The organism is Pseudomonas rossensis, from assembly GCF_039888995.1.
Taxonomy (GTDB): domain Bacteria; phylum Pseudomonadota; class Gammaproteobacteria; order Pseudomonadales; family Pseudomonadaceae; genus Aquipseudomonas; species Aquipseudomonas rossensis.
The window spans coordinates 72,503-92,173 of sequence record NZ_JBBWCB010000002.1 but is presented as its reverse complement, the minus strand read 5'-3'; the positions used below and the strand labels follow the sequence as shown (position 1 = coordinate 92,173).

15 protein-coding genes are annotated in these 19,671 nt (G+C 60.1%); all 15 read right to left on the bottom strand.

The window, feature by feature from the left end; all coding sequences use genetic code 11:
* Window positions 1-53: 53 nt before the first annotated feature.
* The 15 genes from mdoH to WLY71_RS01160 all read right to left on the bottom strand — a co-directional run bounded on the left by mdoH (window position 54) and on the right by WLY71_RS01160 (window position 19,533).
* The gene (gene mdoH / locus WLY71_RS01230) at window positions 54-2,624 is read right to left on the bottom strand and encodes a glucans biosynthesis glucosyltransferase MdoH (protein WP_347802186.1); all 2,571 of its coding nucleotides are present in this window, start codon (window positions 2,622-2,624) and stop codon (window positions 54-56) included.
* Window positions 2,617-4,464 (bottom strand): glucan biosynthesis protein G, encoded by a 1,848-nt coding sequence (locus tag WLY71_RS01225; protein ID WP_347802185.1) that lies wholly within the window; start codon window positions 4,462-4,464, stop codon window positions 2,617-2,619. The genes mdoH and WLY71_RS01225 overlap by 8 nt, the downstream gene beginning before the upstream one ends.
* A 321-nt stretch (window positions 4,465-4,785) precedes the next feature.
* The gene (gene dtd, locus WLY71_RS01220) at window positions 4,786-5,223 is read right to left on the bottom strand and encodes a D-aminoacyl-tRNA deacylase (RefSeq protein ID WP_347802184.1); all 438 of its coding nucleotides are present in this window, start codon (window positions 5,221-5,223) and stop codon (window positions 4,786-4,788) included.
* On the bottom strand, window positions 5,220-6,191 hold the full coding sequence (gene pip / locus WLY71_RS01215; RefSeq protein ID WP_347802183.1) for a prolyl aminopeptidase: 972 nt from the start codon (window positions 6,189-6,191) through the stop codon (window positions 5,220-5,222). Before pip ends, dtd begins: the two co-directional genes overlap by 4 nt.
* Window positions 6,192-6,304: 113 nt before the next feature.
* On the bottom strand, window positions 6,305-7,225 hold the full coding sequence (locus WLY71_RS01210) for an alpha/beta hydrolase (RefSeq protein WP_347802182.1): 921 nt from the start codon (window positions 7,223-7,225) through the stop codon (window positions 6,305-6,307).
* Window positions 7,225-8,172 (bottom strand): choline ABC transporter substrate-binding protein, encoded by a 948-nt coding sequence (locus WLY71_RS01205; RefSeq protein ID WP_347802181.1) that lies wholly within the window; start codon window positions 8,170-8,172, stop codon window positions 7,225-7,227. Before WLY71_RS01205 ends, WLY71_RS01210 begins: the two co-directional genes overlap by 1 nt.
* A 231-nt stretch (window positions 8,173-8,403) precedes the next feature.
* The gene (gene hutG / locus WLY71_RS01200; RefSeq protein WP_347802180.1) at window positions 8,404-9,207 is read right to left on the bottom strand and encodes an N-formylglutamate deformylase; all 804 of its coding nucleotides are present in this window, start codon (window positions 9,205-9,207) and stop codon (window positions 8,404-8,406) included.
* Between the two features lie 10 nt (window positions 9,208-9,217).
* On the bottom strand, window positions 9,218-10,423 hold the full coding sequence (gene hutI, locus WLY71_RS01195) for an imidazolonepropionase (protein ID WP_347802179.1): 1,206 nt from the start codon (window positions 10,421-10,423) through the stop codon (window positions 9,218-9,220).
* A 17-nt stretch (window positions 10,424-10,440) separates the two neighbouring features.
* On the bottom strand, window positions 10,441-11,850 hold the full coding sequence (locus WLY71_RS01190) for an amino acid permease (protein ID WP_347802178.1): 1,410 nt from the start codon (window positions 11,848-11,850) through the stop codon (window positions 10,441-10,443).
* Window positions 11,851-11,961: 111 nt separating this feature from the next.
* Window positions 11,962-13,494, bottom strand: a complete 1,533-nt coding sequence (hutH, locus tag WLY71_RS01185; protein WP_347802177.1) for a histidine ammonia-lyase — start codon at window positions 13,492-13,494, stop codon at window positions 11,962-11,964.
* Window positions 13,495-13,608: 114 nt separating this feature from the next.
* Window positions 13,609-15,132 (bottom strand): histidine ammonia-lyase, encoded by a 1,524-nt coding sequence (gene hutH, locus WLY71_RS01180; protein ID WP_347802176.1) that lies wholly within the window; start codon window positions 15,130-15,132, stop codon window positions 13,609-13,611.
* A 142-nt stretch (window positions 15,133-15,274) separates the two neighbouring features.
* Window positions 15,275-16,105: a quaternary amine ABC transporter ATP-binding protein gene (locus WLY71_RS01175; protein WP_008149478.1), complete on the bottom strand. Its 831-nt coding sequence runs from the start codon at window positions 16,103-16,105 to the stop codon at window positions 15,275-15,277.
* Window positions 16,102-16,953: an ABC transporter permease gene (locus WLY71_RS01170; protein ID WP_283189675.1), complete on the bottom strand. Its 852-nt coding sequence runs from the start codon at window positions 16,951-16,953 to the stop codon at window positions 16,102-16,104. Before WLY71_RS01170 ends, WLY71_RS01175 begins: the two co-directional genes overlap by 4 nt.
* 70 nt (window positions 16,954-17,023) lie before the next feature.
* A complete protein-coding gene (locus tag WLY71_RS01165) occupies window positions 17,024-17,992 on the bottom strand; it encodes an ABC transporter substrate-binding protein (protein WP_347802175.1) in 969 nt (322 codons plus the stop codon).
* A gap of 68 nt (window positions 17,993-18,060) precedes the next feature.
* Window positions 18,061-19,533, bottom strand: coding sequence for a purine-cytosine permease family protein (locus WLY71_RS01160; protein ID WP_347802174.1), 1,473 nt, complete (start codon window positions 19,531-19,533; stop codon window positions 18,061-18,063).
* Between the last annotated feature and the right edge of the window lie 138 nt (window positions 19,534-19,671).

The following is a 19,671-nucleotide window of genomic DNA, read 5'->3' as shown; positions in this document are numbered from 1 at the left end:
ATTATTGCCTGACGAGGCGCACAAAAAAAACCCCGCTTTCGCGGGTTTTTTTGTCAGGCCAACTGAGGCTGCACACACAGCGGCTTGAGCGGCAACAGCGGCGCATGGGGATCGGCTTTCACCGATTTACGCCACGCATCCAGCCACTCGGGGTGAGCTTCGTTCCAGATCTGCTCATGCAGACGACCCAGTGCTACCGGATCACTGAGCAGTTGCACGCGCTCATTGTTGCTCAGACCCTCAGGCCCGGCTTTCAGCGCATGACGCACCCGTTCAATCCGCAACCATTCGATCGGCTCGGCCTCACGGTGGCGTGAAGTCGCCAGCGAGCACGCCAGGGCGTTCTGCTGTGGATCGACCACTGCCCGGACGAAGCCGTCGTTCAGCGCATGCCAACGGTTTTCGTGGGTGTACTGGTCAGTTGCCAGCAACGCCTGTGGCGGATTGTATTCCTCAGGGATCAGGAACAGGCTTTCGTCACGGGACTTGAGGCCCAGGCCGACTCGACTGGAGATCACCGACACCGGAATCGACAGCATCAACGAACCGACGATCGGCACCAGCCACCAGAGGAAGCTCGGGTTCAGCCAGATCACCAGCAACGCCCAGAAGAAGCCCAGCAAGGTTTGCGGACCGTGGCGTTTGACCGCTTCGCTCCATGGCGTGGAGTCGTCGTCACGTTGCGGCGAGTTCCAGGTCGCGGCCCAGCCGAGGAACGCGGCGAGCACGAAACGGGTGTGGAAAATCATCCGTACCGGCGCCAGCAGCATGGAGAACAGCATCTCCAGCAGCATCGACATCGTCACCTTGAACTTGCCACCGAACTCTTTCGCGCCCTTGGCCCAGATCAGGATGATGCTCAACAACTTCGGCAGGAACAGCAGCACGACGGTGGTCGAGAACAGCGCGATCGCCTTGTCCGGGTGCCATTGTGGCCACAACGGATAGAGCTGGCGCGGCTCAAGGAAGTACTGCGGCTCCATCAGCGTGTTGACCGCCAGCAGCGCCGTCGACAGCACGAGGAAGAAGAACCACAACGGCGCCGACAAGTAAGACATCACGCCCGTCAGGAACACTGCACGGTGCACCGGGTGCATGCCTTTTACCAGGAACAGCCGGAAGTTCATCAGGTTGCCGTGACACCAGCGACGGTCACGCTTGAGTTCGTCCAGCAGGTTCGGCGGCAATTCTTCGTAGCTGCCCGGCAAGTCGTAGGCAATCCACACGCCCCAGCCGGCACGGCGCATCAGCGCAGCTTCGACGAAGTCGTGGGACAGAATTGCACCGGCAAATGCGCCTTTACCGGGCAACGGCGCCAGGGCGCAGTGCTCGATGAACGGCTTCATGCGGATGATCGCGTTGTGGCCCCAGTAGTGGGATTCGCCCAACTGCCAGAAGTGCAGACCGGCGGTAAACAGCGGACCGTACACGCGGGTGGCGAACTGCTGCATGCGTGCATACAGCGTGTCCATGCCAGACGCGCGCGGCGCGGTCTGGATGATCCCGGCGTCCGGGGTGGCTTCCATCAAGCGCACCAGACTGGTCAGGCAATCGCCGCTCATCACGGAGTCCGCGTCGAGCACGACCATGTACTTGTAATCACCGCCCCAACGACGGCAGAAGTCGTCGAGGTTACCGCTTTTACGCTTGACGCGACGGCGACGGCGGCGATAGAAGATCTTGCCGAAGCCCTTGGCTTCACGGCAGACGTCCAGCCAGGCTTGTTGTTCGGCGACGCAGATATCGGCGTCGTTACTGTCGCTGAGGACGAAGAAGTCGAAGCGATCCAGGTTACCCGTGGCCGCGACCGACTCGAAGGTCGCCCGCAGACCGGCAAACACTCGCGGCACGTCTTCGTTGCAGATCGGCATCACCAGAGCGGTGCGTGCGTCCTTGGGGATCGGCTCGTTGCCGGCGCTTTTACCGGAAATGCGGTATTTGTCATGGCCTGTGAGCAACTCGAGGAAGCCCATCAGCGCTGTCCAGAAACCGGCCGACACCCAGCAGAACAGAATCCCGAACAGAATCAGGATGCTGGTTTGCAGCGCATACGGCAGTACTTGCGTGACGGTTTGCAGGAACGGCTGGTGCAGGACTTCTTCGAGGTCGACGAACGACCAGCCCTGGTACGGCATGATGCCTTTCATGTACCAGCCGGCAACGATGGTCTGGCCGAGCATCAGTACCAGCAGAATGTAGCGACGGATCGAACCGACGGTGCGCCAGCGAGCCGCCGGCAGCACATTTTCATCCTTCGGCGGGGCCGGCGGATTGGTGCGACCGGTCAGACGACGCCAGCCACGCACCAGAATGTTGGTGCGCCACGGCTCCGGTACGACTTTGGTCCGACGGATCGGAGGGGTCGCCTTGAGGCAGACCCGACCGCTGGCGTCGAGCACCAGCATTTGCGCTTCCGCCAGCTCTTCGGCGGTGTTCAGCGTCAAACGACGCCCCACCGAAGCTTGAGCAGCCTCGGTCGGCGCGTCGAACGTCGAGGACGAAAGGCGCTCATGCAATTCGCTGAAAGACTGGCAGCCCGCGAGTTCCGCGCGCTGCTGGTCGGTCATCGGCAGATGCGCCAGATACTCGGCAAGAGTCTCTGGCTGTACTTGAGAATTACTCATCGGCAGGCAACTGGTAGCTCCAGGTCTCGGTCAGGACTTCTTCAGTCGGTACCGATTCCGGTGTGGCTGGGGCCGCCTCGGCAGCGACTGGCTGCTTGGCGTCTTTGTTGTCCTTGTCCTTGGAATCTGCGGCTGGCTTGGCTTCGGCCGGCTTGGCTTCAACCTGCTTGGCCTCAGCTTGCTTGGTTTCCTTCGCTTCCTTGGCTTCCTTGTCCAGCTTCTCCTGCTGCCGAGCGGCAATCTTGTCAGCCTTGGCGACGGAAGAATTGGATGCTGGCAGCGATGTTTTGGCCAGGTCAGCAGTCACGATGTTCTTGACCAGTGCAGCACGCATCTCGGTAGGCTTGCCCGGATCCTTGATTTTCATCCGCAGCGTCAGGCGCCAGCCCTTGGTTTCAGGGTTGTAACGCACGCTGTTCTCGACCAGCTCGGCATTCTCGCCAACGCTGACCTGGCTACGAACGTCCGTATCCTCCGGCAATGCCGCAAGGGACGGGCCTTCGAAGTCCACCAGATAAGCAACGCTGCCGTCCGGCTGACGGATCAGGTTGGACTGTTTCACGTCACCCGTGGAACGCAGGGTCTGTTGAACCCAGGCGCTGTCCGGTGCGTGAAGCGAGGCTTCGTCGATGGTCCAGTGCATGCGATAAGCGACGTCCAGCGGCTGGCCAGGCTCAGGCAGTTTTTCCGGGCTCCAGAACGCAACGATATTGTCGTTGGTTTCGTCGGCAGTCGGAATCTCTACCAGATCGACGGAGCCCTTGCCCCAATCGCCTTTTGGTTCGATCCAGGCACTTGGGCGCTTGTCGTAGCGGTCGTCGAGGTCTTCGTAGTGGCTGAAGTCACGGCCACGTTGCAGCAGGCCAAAACCGCGCGGGTTCTCGATCGAGAAGTTGCTCACCGACAAGTGTTTCGGATTGTTCAGTGGGCGCCAGATCCACTCGCCGTTACCGGCATGGATCGACAGACCGCTGGAGTCGTGCAGTTCGCGACGGTAGTTCAGCACTTTCGACGGCTGATTGGCGCCGAACAGGAACATGCTGGTCAGCGGCGCAACGCCAAGCTTGGTGACCTTGTCACGCAGGAACATCTTGGCCTTGACGTCGACAACGGTGTCGCTGCCCGGACGCACGGTCAGGCAATACGCACCAGTAGCCCGTGGCGAATCCAGCAGAGCAAAGATCACCAAGTGCTTGTCGCCCGGTTTCGGCTGTTGAATCCAGAACTCGGTGAAACGCGGGAATTCTTCGCCGGACGGCAACGCGGTATCGATGGCCATGCCGCGAGCGGACAAGCCATAGGTGTGACCCTTGCCGACAACGCGGAAGTAACTCGCGCCGAGCATGGTCATGATTTCGTCTTGCTTGTCAGCCTTGTTGACCGGGTAAAGCACACGGAAACCGGCATAACCCAGTTGCTCGGTGGCTTTAGGATCGAACTTCACATCGCCGAAATCGAAACGACTTGGGTCGTATTTGATCTCTTCGACGGTGTTAGCTGTGATTTCGTTGATTTTCACCGGCGTATCGAAATGCATACCCTGGTGATAGAACGACAGCTTGAACGGGGTTTTCTGATCGGCCCACTCGGCTTTTTCGGTCAGGAAGCGAATTTTTTGATAGTCCGCGAATTTCATCTCGCGGAACTCGTTCGGCAGGTTACTGCGCGGAGCTTCGTATTTCTGCCCGGCCAGCTCTTTTGCCTTGACCGATACATCATCCAGATTGAATGCCCAAAGCTGACCGGCGCTGAGCAGGCAGAGCAGTGCAGAGCCCGCTACCAGAGCGCTTCGTAACCGTTTGGCAGACAATTTTGGTGCATTACAGGGACTAACAATCACGAGCAACCCTCGCCGAAAACAGATCAAAAAACCAACGGCCAGTTTAAGTGCCTGTGAGGAGAACGGCATGGAAAAACCGACCCTACAGACCACTCTTGCCAAGTTGGCGAGCATTGTTCCGACTCCTGTGGGGCTAAATGATTCCCCAAGAGGTCCAGGACAAGTCTCTACCTAAGTCAAAATGGACCAACGAACGCTGATCCCCGTAGCGCGCGATTATCTAGTAGGCCGCGTTACAACGCATCAGGGGTAACAAAGTATTTATCTTGAAAAACGCCTGTTTTCAGTCGAAAAGGGCTTAAAAACATGTTTCAAGCGCTTTCAGGTCTGTAACAGGAAGGTTACCGGGCCGTCGTTGACCAGGTGCACCTGCATATCCGCGCCGAATCTACCTGATGCCACAGTGCCATGCACCTGTTTCGCCTTACCTAATAGATAGTCGAAAAGTTCCTCGCCCAGGGCCGGAGGGGCAGCGGTCGAAAAACTCGGACGCAACCCGCTCCGGGTATCGGCGGCCAGGGTGAACTGTGAGACCAGCAGCAACCCACCGCCTACATCCGCCAGGGACAGATTCATCTTGCCCTCGGCGTCACTGAACACACGATAGTTAAGCAGTTTCTGCAGAAGTTTGTCGGCGCTGGCCCGAGTATCCTCGGGCTCGACCGCCACCAGCACCAGCAAACCCTGATCAACGGCGCCAACCACCTCCCCCGCTACCTCGACTCGCGCACCACGCACGCGTTGCAGCAGGCCCTTCATGCTTCTTCAGGGGCCAGGTCGAGCAGACGATGGGCCATCAGATCGGCGGCGCGAACCAGTGCGTCAGTAATGCCAGGTTCGGAGGCGGCATGGCCGGCGTCACGGATCACCTTCAATTCACTGTTCGGCCAGTTCTGATGCAGTTCCCAGGCGTTGTCCAGCGGGCAGATCACGTCGTAGCGACCGTGGACGATCACGCCAGGCAAATGGGCGATCTTGCCCATGTCGCGGATCAACTGGTTGGGCTCAAGGAACGCATTGTTGGTGAAGTAGTGGCATTCGATGCGGGCAATCGACAGTGCGCGCTGTGGCTCGGAGAAACGATCGACCACCATCGGGTTCGGGCGCAGGGTGGCGGTCCGGCCTTCCCAGGTGGACCAAGCCTTGGCCGCGTGCATCTGGGCAATCTGATCGTTGCCGATCAGGCGCTTGTGGAAAGCCGAGAGCAAGTCTTCGCGCTCGTCCAGCGGGATCGGCGCGATGTAGTCCTGCCAGTAATCGGGGAACAGGCGACTGGCGCCACACTGGTAGAACCACTCGATTTCCTGCGGGCGGCAGAGAAAAATCCCGCGCAGAATCAGACCGTGCACACGCTCCGGGTGGGTTTGCGCGTAGGCAAGCGCCAGGGTCGAGCCCCATGAACCGCCGAACAACACCCACTTATCGATGCCAAGGTGCTGGCGAATTCGCTCAAGGTCGGCGACCAGATCCCAGGTGGTGTTGTTTTCCAGGCTGGCGTGGGGCGTGGAACGACCGCAACCGCGCTGGTCGAAGGTCACAATGCGATACAGGTTCGGATCGAAATACCGACGGCTCTGGGCATCACACCCGGCGCCGGGGCCACCGTGAATGAACACCACCGGCAAACCTTTCGGCGAACCGCTTTCGTCGACATACAGCGTGTGGGTTTCATCGACGGCCAGATCGTGCCGGGCGTGGGGTTTGATCTGCGGGTACAAAGTCTGCATTGCGCGCTCCGTAAGGGGTCGAGGTCATCCCTGGGGGGACTTCTATTATTCTGCCGTCCGGCATCATAAACCCGAATTACGCCAATGAGCATGCCTTGCAGAGTCAGAGTTCTTCAGCCCGTTTTTTCAGACAAATAGCCGAGCAGCGTTTCATAGAGTGCGTCGACCTCGGCGACCTGCCCCCGAGCCCGCAGACAACCGTGGACCAACCCCTCGCCGTAGTACAGCGTCGCTGCCACACCTGCTGCGTTCAGTCGCTCGGTGTAGAGCATGCCGTCATCGCGCAGTGGGTCGAATTGCGCCACGGCGATCAAGGCCGGCGGCAGCCTACTGAAATCCTCGGCGAGCAACGGCATCGCATAGGCCCCTGGCTGCCCAGTGCCGCGCAAGTACAGGGCGTGATAACAATCCAGATCGCTGCTGCTGAGCAAGGGAGCATCGACGCATTCACTGCGCGACGGCAATCGGTGATTACCGCCCAGCCCCGGATAAATCAGCACCTGCGCCGCCGGCAATGGCTCGCCCGCATCGCGCAACGCCAGGCACAACGCAGCCGCAAGGTTGCCACCGGCGCTGTCCCCGGCCACCAGCGTTCGCTCGGGATCGAGCCGGAATGGCCCGGTCCGTAGCGCGCGCCAGACACCCAGGCAGTCTTCAAACGCCGCCGGAAACGGATGTTCCGGCGCCAACCGATAATCGACGGCGATCACCAGCACACCGAGCGTCGACGCCAATTCGGCGCAGATGAAGTCGTGGGAATCCAGGTCCCCCACCACCCACCCACCGCCGTGCAGATACACAATGCACGGGCAACCGCTGGTCGGTGGCGAAACCGGCGGTTGATAAGACCGCACCGGCACGCCGGCCAATTCAAAGTCGACCACATAAAGCCCGTCGGGACGTGACGGAGTGAACGCCCGGCACATGTCGCTGTAGGCCTGGCGCAAACCACCGAGACTGCTGTCGGTACTGTTGAAGCTGACGGTTTTCTCGACGAAAGCCGCCATTTGCTCGGATAACGGATAGGAACTCATCAAAGTTTCAAACTGGTCTGAACGGTCGCCACGCCATCCTTGCCATCAAAACTGGTGACACCGGCAAGCCAGCGCTGAAGATCCTCGGGATGATCACGTAGCCATTGTCTGGCAACATCCTGCGGCGTTTTACGCTCCATGATCGGCACCATCAACTGGCTTTCCTGGGCCGCGGTGAAGGTCAGGTTTTCCAGCAGACGGTTTACGTTCGGACAGCGCTGGGCGTAGTCCGGGGCGGTCACGGTGGAAACGGTGGCGGCGCCTTCGTTCGGGCCGTAAACGTCTTCGCTGCCGGTCAGGTAGGCGATCTTCATGTTGATGTTCATCGGGTGCGGGGTCCAGCCGACGAACACCACGAATTCCTTGCGATTCACCGCCCGCTGTACAGCGGCAAGCATGCCGGCTTCACCCGACTCGATCAGCTTGAAGTCTTTCAAGCCAAAGTGATTGGTCTCGATCATGGTTTTGATGGTGGTGTTGGCGCCGCTGCCCGGCTCGATGCCGTAGATCTTGCCGCCGAGTTGATCCTTGAATTTGGCGATATCGGCGAAGGTTTTCAGGCCCGCTTCGGCGACATATTCAGGTACGGCGAGGGTTGCCTGTGCGTCGGCCAGGCTCGGTTTGTACATGACCTTCACCTGATTGGCAGCCAGGAACGGCGCGATGTTTTTGTCCATCGCCGGTTTCCAGTAACCGAGGAAGATATCGAGACGCTTGTCGCGGATGCCGGCGAAGATGATTTGCTGCACGGCGCTGGTTTGCTTGCTTTCGTAACCGAGGCCGTTGAGCAGTACGTCAGCCATGCCGCTGGTGGCGATCACGTCGGTCCAGTTGACCACGCCCATGCGCACGGCCTTGCAGGAAGCGTCGTCACTGGCCAGAACGCTGGTGCTCAGGAGAGCAGTGCCGCAGAGGATTGAGAGACAGCGGGTGAACAGTCTTTTCATTGGGGGAGTCTCGTGCGGCAGATTATTGCGAGGGCCGATGTCTTCGTGCACCGTGCCCAGAACATTACGCAGCGTCGAGAAGGTAAAAGCGAACTGTAGCGACCGTGTTTTGCACGGTGGCGACAGCCCGAAAAGATCGCAGCCTTCGGCAGCTCCTACAAGATCGGGTTTTCACACGGCCAATGTAGGAGCTGCCGAAGGTTCGGGCCGCGTTCGGACGATCTTTTGATCTTATGCGCTGTAGTGCTTTTGGCCCCAGGCCAACAGCCCTTGCAGCAATTCCTTGAGCACCACCTGTGTCGGCGCCGCCAGGTCCGGGCGATAACGGAACGGCTCGAACTCTTCCATGTACGTGCACTGGCCCAACTCCAGTTGCACCGCATGAATGTTCTCGGCCGGATTGCCGTAATGCCGGGTGATGTGGCCCCCCTTGAAGCGACCGTTCAGCACATGGCTGTAATCGCCGTGGCGCGCGCAGATGGCTTCCAGCTGAGTGGCCAACTGTGGATCGCAACTGGCGCCGTTGAAGGTGCCGAGGTTGAAGTCCGGCAGCTTGCCGTCGAACAGGTGCGGGATGATCGAGCGGATCGAGTGCGCATCGAACAGCAGCGCGTAGCCGAACTCAGCCTTCAGTCGCGCCAGCTCGTTCTGCAAAGTGCTGTGGTACGGCGTCCAGACTTGCTCCAGATACGTCGCCCGCTCCGCCGCTGACGGCTCATGCCCTTCGCGGAACAACGGAATACCGTCGAACAGCGTCGCCGGGTACAGGCCGGTGGTCGCACCGACATACAAAGGCTTGTCGTCAGACGGTCGATTCAGGTCGATGACAAAACGCGAGTACTCGGCGGCCAAGGTGCTGGCACCCAGCTCGGCAGCAAATTCATAGAGCTGCGGGATATGCCAGTCAGTGTCCGGCAGGCTTTTCGCGTCGGGGATCAACCCGGCTTCGACCGCCGGGGTCAGGCGCAGGCCGGCGTGGGGCATGCTGATCAGCAGCGGCACGCGACCTTGTTTGAAGTTCAGAACCTTATCCACAACTGTTCTCCTAAATGCTCACTTCAACGCCGTGACGCACGACGCGTTTTTCCAGGTCACCGCCCAGCCAGTACGACAGGTCAGCCGGACGATCGATTTGCCAGGCGACGAAATCTGCACACTTGTCGACTTCCAGCGAACCGTGGGTTTCAGCCATGCCCAGCGCGGTGGCGGCATGGATCGTTGCACCCGCCAAGGCTTCTTCCGGGGTCATGCGGAAACAGGTGCACGCATTGTTCAGCATCAAACGCAACGACAGCGCCGGTGAGGTGCCTGGGTTGAGGTCGCTGGCGATGGCGATTTTCACCCCGTGTTTGCGCAGAGCCTCCATCGGCGGCAATTGGGTTTCCCGCAGAAAGTAGAAGGCGCCGGGCAGCAGCACCGCGACGGTGCCGGACTTGGCCATGGCGATGGCGTCGTCTTCGGTCATGAATTCCAGGTGATCGGCCGACAGTGCGTGGTAACGCGCCGCCAGACTCGAACCATGCAACGACGACAACTGTTCGGCGTGCAGCTTCACCGGCAGACCGAGTTGTTGCGCGGTGATGAACACCCGTTCAACCTGCGCCGGCGAAAACGCCAGGTACTCGCAGAACGCGTCCACCGCATCCACCAGCCCTTCGGCGGCCAGGGCCGGGAGCATCTCGGCGCAGATGTGATCGATGTAGTCGTCGGCACGATCCGCGTATTCCGGCGGCAACGCGTGAGCGGCCAGACAGGTGCTGCGCACGCTGACCGGCAGCTCGGCGCCGAGACGGCGGATGACCCGCAGGATCTTGCGTTCGCTGGCCAGGTCCAGACCGTAGCCGGATTTCATCTCGACCGTGGTCACACCGTCGCGCATCAGGCTCTTCAGACGCTTGGCGGCGCTAGCGAACAGCTCGTCTTCAGTGGCCGCGCGAGTGGCGCGCACGGTGCTGGCGATGCCGCCACCGGCCGCTGCGATTTCTGCATAGCTGACGCCTTGCAGACGCTGTTCGAATTCACCGCTGCGGTTACCGCCGAACACCGTGTGGGTGTGGCAGTCGATCAGGCCCGGCGTTACCCAGGCCCCTTTAAGATCATTGACTGCCGGGTACTCACCCGACGGCAGTTCAGCGCGTGGGCCAATCCACTCAATGTGCGCTCCTGACGTCACGATGGCCGCATCCTCGATGATCGAGTAGACGCCTTGCGCCATGGTTGCGACGTGGCAGTGTTGCCAGAGAGTTTTCATCCGTGGCCTCCGTTAGGTTATCGATGAGAAAAAGAAGGTTCCTGCTCCACCGGTACTGCCTTCCCTGCCGCCGGTTTCACCCACGTCAGGTAGGCCAGCACCAGCAATACAATCCAGACCACGCCGACGATCAGCGCCGCCTGGGTGTCCGGGAAATAGCCCAGCACGCCAAAGATGAACAGCATGAAGGCAATCGCCGCCATCGGCGCATAGGGCCAGAACGGCACCGGGAATTTCAGTTGGGCGACCTGCTCGGCACTCATGGAACGACGCATGGCCACTTGGGTGAACAAAATCATCAACCAGACCCACACCGTGGCAAAGGTCGCGACGGAGGCGATTAACAGAAAGACGTTTTCCGGAATCAGGTAGTTCAGCAACACGCCCAGCAGCAGCGCACTGCTCATCACCACCACCGTCAGCCACGGCACGCCATTGCGCGACAACCGGGCGAAGCCCTTGGGCGCATGCCCTTGCTGGGCCAGACCGTACATCATGCGGCCAGCGCCGAAGATGTCACTGTTGATCGCCGACACCGCCGCCGAGATCACCACAATATTGAGAATGGTCGCCGCCGAGCTGATCCCCAGATTGTCGAAAATCTGCACGAATGGACTGCCTTGGCTACCGATCTGCTGCCATGGAAAGATCGACATCAGTACGAACATCGTCAGCACGTAGAACAGCAGGATACGCAACGGTACGGCATTGATCGCCCTGGGCAGCACGCGCTGCGGGTCTTTGGCTTCACCGGCTGTCACGCCGATGATTTCAATGCCGCCAAACGCAAACATCACCACCGCGAACGAAGCGATCAGGCCGCCCACGCCATTGGGCATGAAGCCGCCATGGCTCCAGAGATTGCTGATGTCAGTCGCCTGGGCGCCGGGCGCGGTGCTGATGCCGAACAGCATGATGCCGAAGCCACCCAGGATCATCGCGACGATGGCCGCGACCTTGAGCAGCGACAGCCAGAACTCCATTTCACCGAAGACTTTGACGTTGCACAGGTTCAAGCCGCCGACCACCGAAACGATGCCCAGTACCCAGATCCAGCGGGCGACTTCCGGAAACCAGAAGCCCATGTAAATACCGAACGCGGTGACGTCGGCCATGCCGACGATGACCATTTCAAACGCGTAGGTCCAACCGAGAATGAAGCCCGCCATTGGCCCCAGGTAGGTGCTGGCGTAGTGGCCGAAAGAGCCGGCCACCGGGTTGTGCACCGCCATCTCACCGAGGGCGCGCATGACCATGAACACCGCCGCGCCACCGATCAGGTAAGCGAGCAGGACCGCAGGACCGGCCATTTGAATGGCCGAGGCAGAACCGTAAAACAGCCCGGTGCCGATCGCCGACCCCAGCGCCATGAAGCGAATATGTCGGGCAGAGAGCCCGCGTTTCAAACCCTTTTCTGTCTGATGCATTGCTCGTCCTTAATTATTCTTATTGGAGGAAATGATCGAATTGCGAGCAGGCTCGCTCCCACATTGGATTGCGTAAACCCTGTGGGAGCGGGCTTGCTCGCGAAGAGGCCATTACAGGCTAGGCAACAACTTCGCCGAAACCAGCTCGTTCAGGCAACGAGTCGCCAGAAGCTCGCTAGCAGCATTGATGTCCGGTGCAAAGAACCGATCCTTCTCATAGAACGGCACTTCAGCACGCAGGATGGCGCGAGCCTTTTCCAGCTTTGTCGAGGTCTTCAGACCGTCACGCAGGTCCAGACCCTGACAAGCCGCCAACCATTCCACCGCGAGAACGCCACGCGTGTTTTCGGCCATTTCCCACAGACGCTTGCCGGCAGCCGGGGCCATGGAAACGTGGTCTTCCTGGTTCGCGGAAGTCGGCAGGCTGTCCACCGAGTGCGGATGGGACAACGCCTTGTTCTCGCTGGCCAGTGCCGCAGCGGTCACCTGGGCGATCATGAAGCCGGAGTTCACGCCGCCATTGGCCACCAGGAACGGCGGCAGTTGCGACATGTGCTTGTCCATCATCAGCGAGATACGACGTTCGCTCAGGGAGCCAATTTCAGCGATGGCCAAGGCCATGTTGTCGGCGGCCATGGCGACCGGTTCGGCGTGGAAGTTACCGCCGGAGATCACGTCGCCTTCAGCGGCGAATACCAGCGGGTTGTCCGAAACGGCGTTGGCTTCGATGGCGAGCACTTCGGCGGCCTGACGGAACTGGGTCAGGCAGGCGCCCATGACTTGCGGCTGGCAGCGCAGGGAGTAAGGGTCCTGGACCTTGTCGCAGTTCTGGTGCGAGTCGGAGACTTCACTGCGCTCGCCCAGCAGGTCGCGGTAAGCGACAGCGGCGTCGATCTGGCCTTTCTGGCCACGAGCGGCGTGGATGCGCGCGTCGAACGGCGAGCGCGAGCCCAGCACGGCTTCAACAGTCATACCACCAATGGCCAGGGCGCCAGCAAACAGGTCTTCGCCTTCGAACAAACCACGCAATGCATAAGCGGTAGAAACCTGAGTGCCGTTGAGCAGCGCCAGACCTTCTTTGGCAGCCAGGGTCAGCGGAGTCAGACCGGCCACTTTCAGCGCTTCGGTGGCTTCCATCCACTCGCCTTTGTAGCGCGCCTTGCCTTCGCCCAGCAGCACCAGCGACATGTGGGCCAGAGGCGCCAAGTCACCGGAGGCACCGACCGAACCTTTCAATGGAATGTGCGGGTAAACCTCGGCGTTGATCAGTGCGATCAGCGCGTCGATCACTACGCGACGAATGCCGGAAAAACCGCGGCTCAGGCTGTTGACCTTGAGCACCATGACCAAGCGAACCAGCGCATCGCTGATCGGCTCGCCGACACCGGCGGCGTGGGACAGCACCAGCGAGCGCTGCAGGTTTTCCAGGTCTTCGCTGGCGATACGGGTCGAAGCCAGCAGGCCGAAACCGGTGTTGATGCCATAAGCGGTGCGGTTCTCGGCGAGGATCTGTTCCACGCAGGCAACGCTGGCTTCGATCTGCGCCGAGGCGCTGTCGTCGAGGGTGATTTTGACCGGCTGCTGATAGATATCACGCAGTTGGGCAAGGCTCAGTTGGCCGGGAATCAAATTAAGAGCAGTCACATCATTCTCCTTTTGAGAGTTTTTATTAACTAACCAGACGCTCCGGAGATTTCCGTTGTCCGTCGCTTCCCTCCTTTTGGGGGGCTGCGCCTTGGCACGCTGGTGTGGTGGAAATCAGTTCAGGTTCGGTAACACTTTGTGCAGCAAAATCGGGTCTTTCAAAACAGCGGCGGCACTGGCGATGTCCGGTGCCAGCCAGCGGTCCTGGTCGTAGGCCGGAACTCGCTCGCGCAGCAGACGCCACGCCGCATCGGTGCCAGCGCCGAAGCGTTGATCTTTCAGGAATTCAAACGCCTGGGCCGCCAGCAAGTACTCGATGGCAAGGATCTGCGTGCAGTTTTCCAGGGCGCGATGCAGCTTCAACGCGGCGTTGGTGCCCATGCTCAGGTGGTCTTCCTGCAGGCCCGAGGTGACGTAGTTGTCGAGCACCGCCGGTTGCGCCAACTGGCGGTTTTCCGCACACAGCGAAGCGGCGACGTACTGGACGATCATCATCCCGGAATTCACCCCCGGGTTGGCCACCAAAAAGGCTGGCAGACCGCTGACGTGAGGGTTGATCAAACGGTCCAGACGACGCTCAGCGATAGAGCCGATTTCGGCCATGGCGATGGCCAGCAAATCTGCCGCCAATGCCACTGACTGACCGTGCGGGTTGGCCTGGGACACCACCCGGAAGCTGTCCGGTGTGCCCAGCAGCAACGGATTATCGGTGCAGCCGTTGAGTTCGGTTTCGATCTGTTGAGTCGCGTGCGCCAGTTGATCCCGTGCAGCACCGTGGACTTGCGGAATAGAACGGATGCTCAGCGCATCCTGCGTGCGGATGCCTATGCTCGAAGCAATCACTTCACTGCCATCCAGCAACGCCCGCAGATTCGTGCCAACTTGCTGCATGCCCGGATGCGGCTTGAGCGCGATGATCTCGGCATCGAACGCAGCAATCTGCCCGCGCTGGGCCTCGAAGCTCATGGCGCCGATTACGTCAGCCCATTGCAGCAGGCGAGTGGCATCAGCAATCGCCAGGCAGCTGAGGCCGGTCATGCACGGCGTGCCGTTGACCAGGCACAAGCCGTCCTTGGCTCCGAGCTGAACCGGTTGCAAACCTTCTTCAGCCAAAGCCTGCTGCGCAGAAACGATCTGCCCGCGATAGCTGACATTGCCGACACCCAGCAGCGCGATGCTGATGTGGGCCATGTGAGTCAGGTAACCGACCGAACCCTGGGACGGCACTTGCGGGGTGATGCCGCGATTGAGCAGCGCCAGCAACGCTTCGACCACCCGGCGGTGAATGCCGGATTTGCCTTGGCTGTAATTGAGGATTGCCGCACACATGATCGCGCGGGTCTGCTCGTCGGCCAATGGAGCGCCAACGCCACAGGCGTGACTGAGCAAGGTGTTGCGCGACAGTTGGCTGAGTTGCTCGTCTTTGAGCGAGACGTTGCACAGCGCGCCGAGTCCGGTGTTGACGCCATAGGCGCGCTCGCCGCTGACGACGATGCGCTGGACGATCGCCTGGGCATTTTCGATCCGCGCCCAAGCCTGTGGCGACAGCTCAAGCTGTGCGCCATGGCGGGCTACGGCGACCACATTCTGCCAACGCAGGTGGTCGCCTGCGATAACGATTTTTTCAGCCTGGGACATCATTAACCTCAACCGTACAACCTGAATACTGATGCAGCCCTACCGGCCCCATCGCGAGCAAGCTCGCTCCCACATTTGGAATGCATTCCCCTGTGGGAGCGAGCTTGCTATCGATGGGGCCAGCACAGCCACCACAAATTTGTCAGACCACCGCAGCCCGCCGCTGTACGAACCGATCCACATACTCATCCGCCGGCGAATGCAGGATCTCTCGCGGCGTACCCACCTGAATCAGGCGCCCGTCCTTGAGAATCGCAATCCGGTTACCAATCCGCACGGCCTCGTCGAGGTCGTGGGTGATGAAGACGATGGTCTTGTGCAGGGTCTTTTGCAGTTCCAGCAATTGGTCCTGCATCTCGGCGCGAATCAGCGGGTCGAGGGCACTGAACGCTTCGTCCATCAGGATGATGTCGGTGTCCGCCGCCAAGGCGCGAGCCAGGCCCACACGCTGACGCATGCCGCCCGAGAGTTGATGCGGGTATTTGTTTTCGTAGCCCTTGAGGCCCACGGTGTTGATCCAGTGCAGCGCGCGCTCGGAGCACATTTGCTTGGTCTCGCCACGCACTTTCAGGCCGTAGGCGACGTTATCCACCACGGTCTTGTGCGGCAGCAGGCCGAAGCTCTGGAACACCATGCTGATCTTGTGCCGGCGAAATTCGCGCAGGGCTTCCATGTCGTATTGCAGGATGTCCACGCCGTCCACCAGGATCGCGCCGCTGGTCGGGTCGATCAGGCGATTGAAGTGGCGCACCAGGGTGGACTTGCCGGAACCCGACAGGCCCATGATCACGAAGATCTCGCCGGTGCCGATGCTCAGGGACAAGTCGTTCACGCCGACCACGCAGCCGGTTTCGGACAGCACCTGATCTTTGGTTTTGCCCTGGCCGATCATGGCCAGCGCATCCTTGGAACGGTTGCCGAAAATCTTGAAGACGTTTTTGACTTCGATTTTGCTGATGGCTTCGTTGTTCATTTGCTCACCTCATGCCGTGGCCGACCGTACGCTTGAGTAATGCGGTCGATAACCACTGCCAGAATCACGATCGCCAGACCGGCTTCAAGACCACGTCCGACGTTGAGGGTCTGAATCCCCACCAACACGTCTTCACCCAGGCCACGGGCACCGATCATCGAGGCAATCACGACCATCGACAGGGCCATCATGGTCGTCTGGTTGATCCCGGCCATGATGCTTGGCAGGGCCAGCGGAAGTTGCACGCCAAACAGTTGCTGCCAGCGGTTGGCACCGAAGGCGTTGATCGCTTCCATCACTTCGCCGTCGACCTGGCGAATACCCAGATCAGTCAGGCGAATCAGCGGTGGTGCGGCGTAGATCACGGTGGCGAAAATCGCCGGGACCTTGCCCAGGCCGAACAGCATCAGCACCGGGATCAGGTACACGAAACTCGGCATGGTCTGCATGATGTCCAGCAGCGGCATCAATATCGAACGCAGGCGATTGCTGCGCGCCGAAAGAATGCCCAGTGGAATGCCGATCATCACCGAAATGATGGTCGCCACCATCATCAGTGCCAGGGTCTGCATCAGCTTGTCCCAGAGGCCGACCGCACCCACCAGAAACAACAAGCCAACGATCACGGCGGTGGTCACGACTTTGCGCGTCGCGTGCCAGGCAACGCCCGCCACGATCGCCAGCATCAGCCACCAGGGCGCCGCGCGCAGCAGCCCTTCAAGATTGACGATGGCCCACAACAGGGTGTCGGAGATGCTGCGGAACACATCGCCGTAGTTGGTGACCAGCGAATCGACCCAACTGTTGACCCAGTCGGCGATGGAAAAGGTAAAGCTTTCGGGAAACATAAGAGACTCTCAATCAAGGGGTTGCGATCAAGCATCCGACTGCCGCTCAGGGCAGTCGGAGAGGCTCAACCTACAAGGCCGCGTCGATCTTTTTGGCTGCGTCTTCGCTCACCCATGCGTGCCAGACTTCAGGATGTTCCTTGAGGAAGATTTTCGCCAGTTTTGGTGACTCGATCCGCTCTTTGGCCATGCGCCCGAGGTTCTGGTTAAGCAGGTCGATTGGCAGGTTGACTTTTTCCAGCACGGCCACCAGTTCCGGGGCTTGCTCGTGGAAGGTCTTGGACAGGCCGACCTTGATGGTCACGCGCTTGTCCACGCCTGGTTTCTCTTCGAGTTTCACCAGGTCAACCTGGCCCATCAGCGGGGTTGGCGACCAGTAGTAGAACAGGATCGGCTCGCCACGTTTGTAGCTCGACAGCACCGCGGCATCCAGTGCCGGACCGGTGCCCGGACGGAAGTTGGTGTAGGTGCTTTCCAGGCCGTAGCTTTTCAGCATTTCGCTGTTATCCAGCTCACAGGTCCAGCCCGCCGGGCAGTTATAGAAACGGCCCTTGGATGGCTCTTCCTGATCCTTGAACACTGCAGCGTATTTACCCAGATCGGCGATCGCTTTCAGGTCCGGAGCTTTAGGCTCCAGCTTGCGCTTGGCGTCGCCTTCGATCACGTAACGCGGCACGTACCAGCCTTCGACAGCACCCACGACAGGCGCGCCGACACCGACAACTTTGCCGGCCTTCTCAGCCTTGTTCCAGACCTCGCTGCGGCCGACCCACTCTTCGGCAAACACTTGAATGTCGTTGCTGCTCAGGGCGTTTTCCATGGTGATGGAGTTGCCTGGGAGGCTGTCGACCTTGCAGTCGTAACCTTTCTCCAGCACGACTTGCATCACGTCGGTCAGCAGCATGGCGCTTTCCCAGTTCAGGCCGGCGAACTTCACCGGTTTGCCCGACTCGCACCAACCCGCCGCCTGAGTGGCGCCGGCGCTGGCCAGCAGGCCCATGGAAAGCAATGTGGTCAGCAGGGTCTTGTTCGATTTCATTGTGTGACGCTCCTAATCATGAGTTGGCTTACGGCAGTCAAGAGGCATCCAGCCCTGTCCACGTCCAATCAGGCCCGCGCCGCAGCGCGACTGGCCCCGCTTGTTATAGGTGCTGCATCGCTGTCCTGCTCGACTGGCAGGATCAGGTGATCGGGTACGGCGCTGTGCCATTTTTTCGCGCACACGTAATACAGGGCTGCGGGAAGCACCAGACCGATGATCCAGGAAATATCCACACCACCCAGAGCGTCCACCAGCGGACCGGTATAGAACTTGGTAGAGATGAACGGCAGTTGCACCAGCACACCGAAGACATAGACGCTGATACCGAGGGGGTTCCAACGGCCGTAGCGACCGTTCGGATCGGCCAGCGCCGGCACGTCATAGCGCTCGCGAGTGATGCAGTAGTAGTCCACCAGGTTGATCGCGCTCCATGGCGTGAAAAAAGCCAGCAAAAACAGGATGAATGACTTGAACGCACCGAGGAACGAGTGCTGACCGAGCAACGCGATCAGGGTCGCAGTGCCGACGATGACCAGCACGAAGACCAGACGCTGCAAGCGCGTTACCCGCAGGTCACCACGGAAACCGCTGATGACGGTCGCAATGCACATGAAGCTGCCGTAGGAGTTCAGCGTGGAGATGGTGACCTTGCCGAACGCGATGCTGAAGTACAGCAGCTCAGCGGTGGCACCGCTGCCGCTCAAACCAACGATGTAGGCCACTTCGTGGCCGGCGAATTGCCCGTTGGCCATGGCGGCGGCAAACACGCCGAGGATCATCGCCACCTGTGCGCCAATGACCGAACCCGCGCCAGCGGCGAAAAAGGTTTTCACCGAGGAAGTCTTGCTCGGCAGGTAGCGTGAATAGTCAGCCACGTAGGGGCCGAAGGCGATCTGCCAGGACGCCGCGAGCGATACCGCGAGCAGGAAGCTGCTCCAGCTGAAGTGGCGGATTTGCAGGAGTGCGCCAATGTCAGTCTGGCTCATCAGGCGACTGAACAGGTAAACGAAGGCAATCACGCCAATGACGCTGGCGACACGGCCGATGAAATGAATCACCCGATAACCGAGCACCGTGACCAGCACGATGACACTGGCGAAGATGAGGATACCGACGCTGTCGCTGACGCCAAACAACTGGCCCAGCGCCTGGCCGGAAAGTACGGTGCCCGTTGCGGTGAAACCGAGGTACATCAGACAGACCAGTACGATCGGAATGGCTGCGCCATACACGCCGAACTGTACCCGGCTGGAGATCATCTGCGGCAGGCCAAGCTTGGGCCCTTGCGCTGCATGCAGCGCCATTACGCCACCGCCGAGCAGTTGACCGATCAACAGACCGATCAACGACCAGAACACGTCACCACCCAGCACCACGGCCAGGGCCCCGGTGACAATCGCGGTGATTTGCAGGTTGGCCCCCATCCACAGGGTGAACTGGCTCAACAGACGACCGTGTCTCTCCGCTTCCGGGATGTAGTCGATCGAACGTTTCTCGATCAACGGCTTACTGCCTGCACGATCGCTGTTAACAGCCATGATTCAACCTCTGTGGATTGTTATTGGAATTCGCTCGGTCCCTGTAGGAGCTGTCGAGTGAAACGAGGCTGCGATCTTTTGATCTTGATCTTCGGCGTCCGTAACGACGCCAAAAGATCGCAGCCTGCGGCAGCTCCT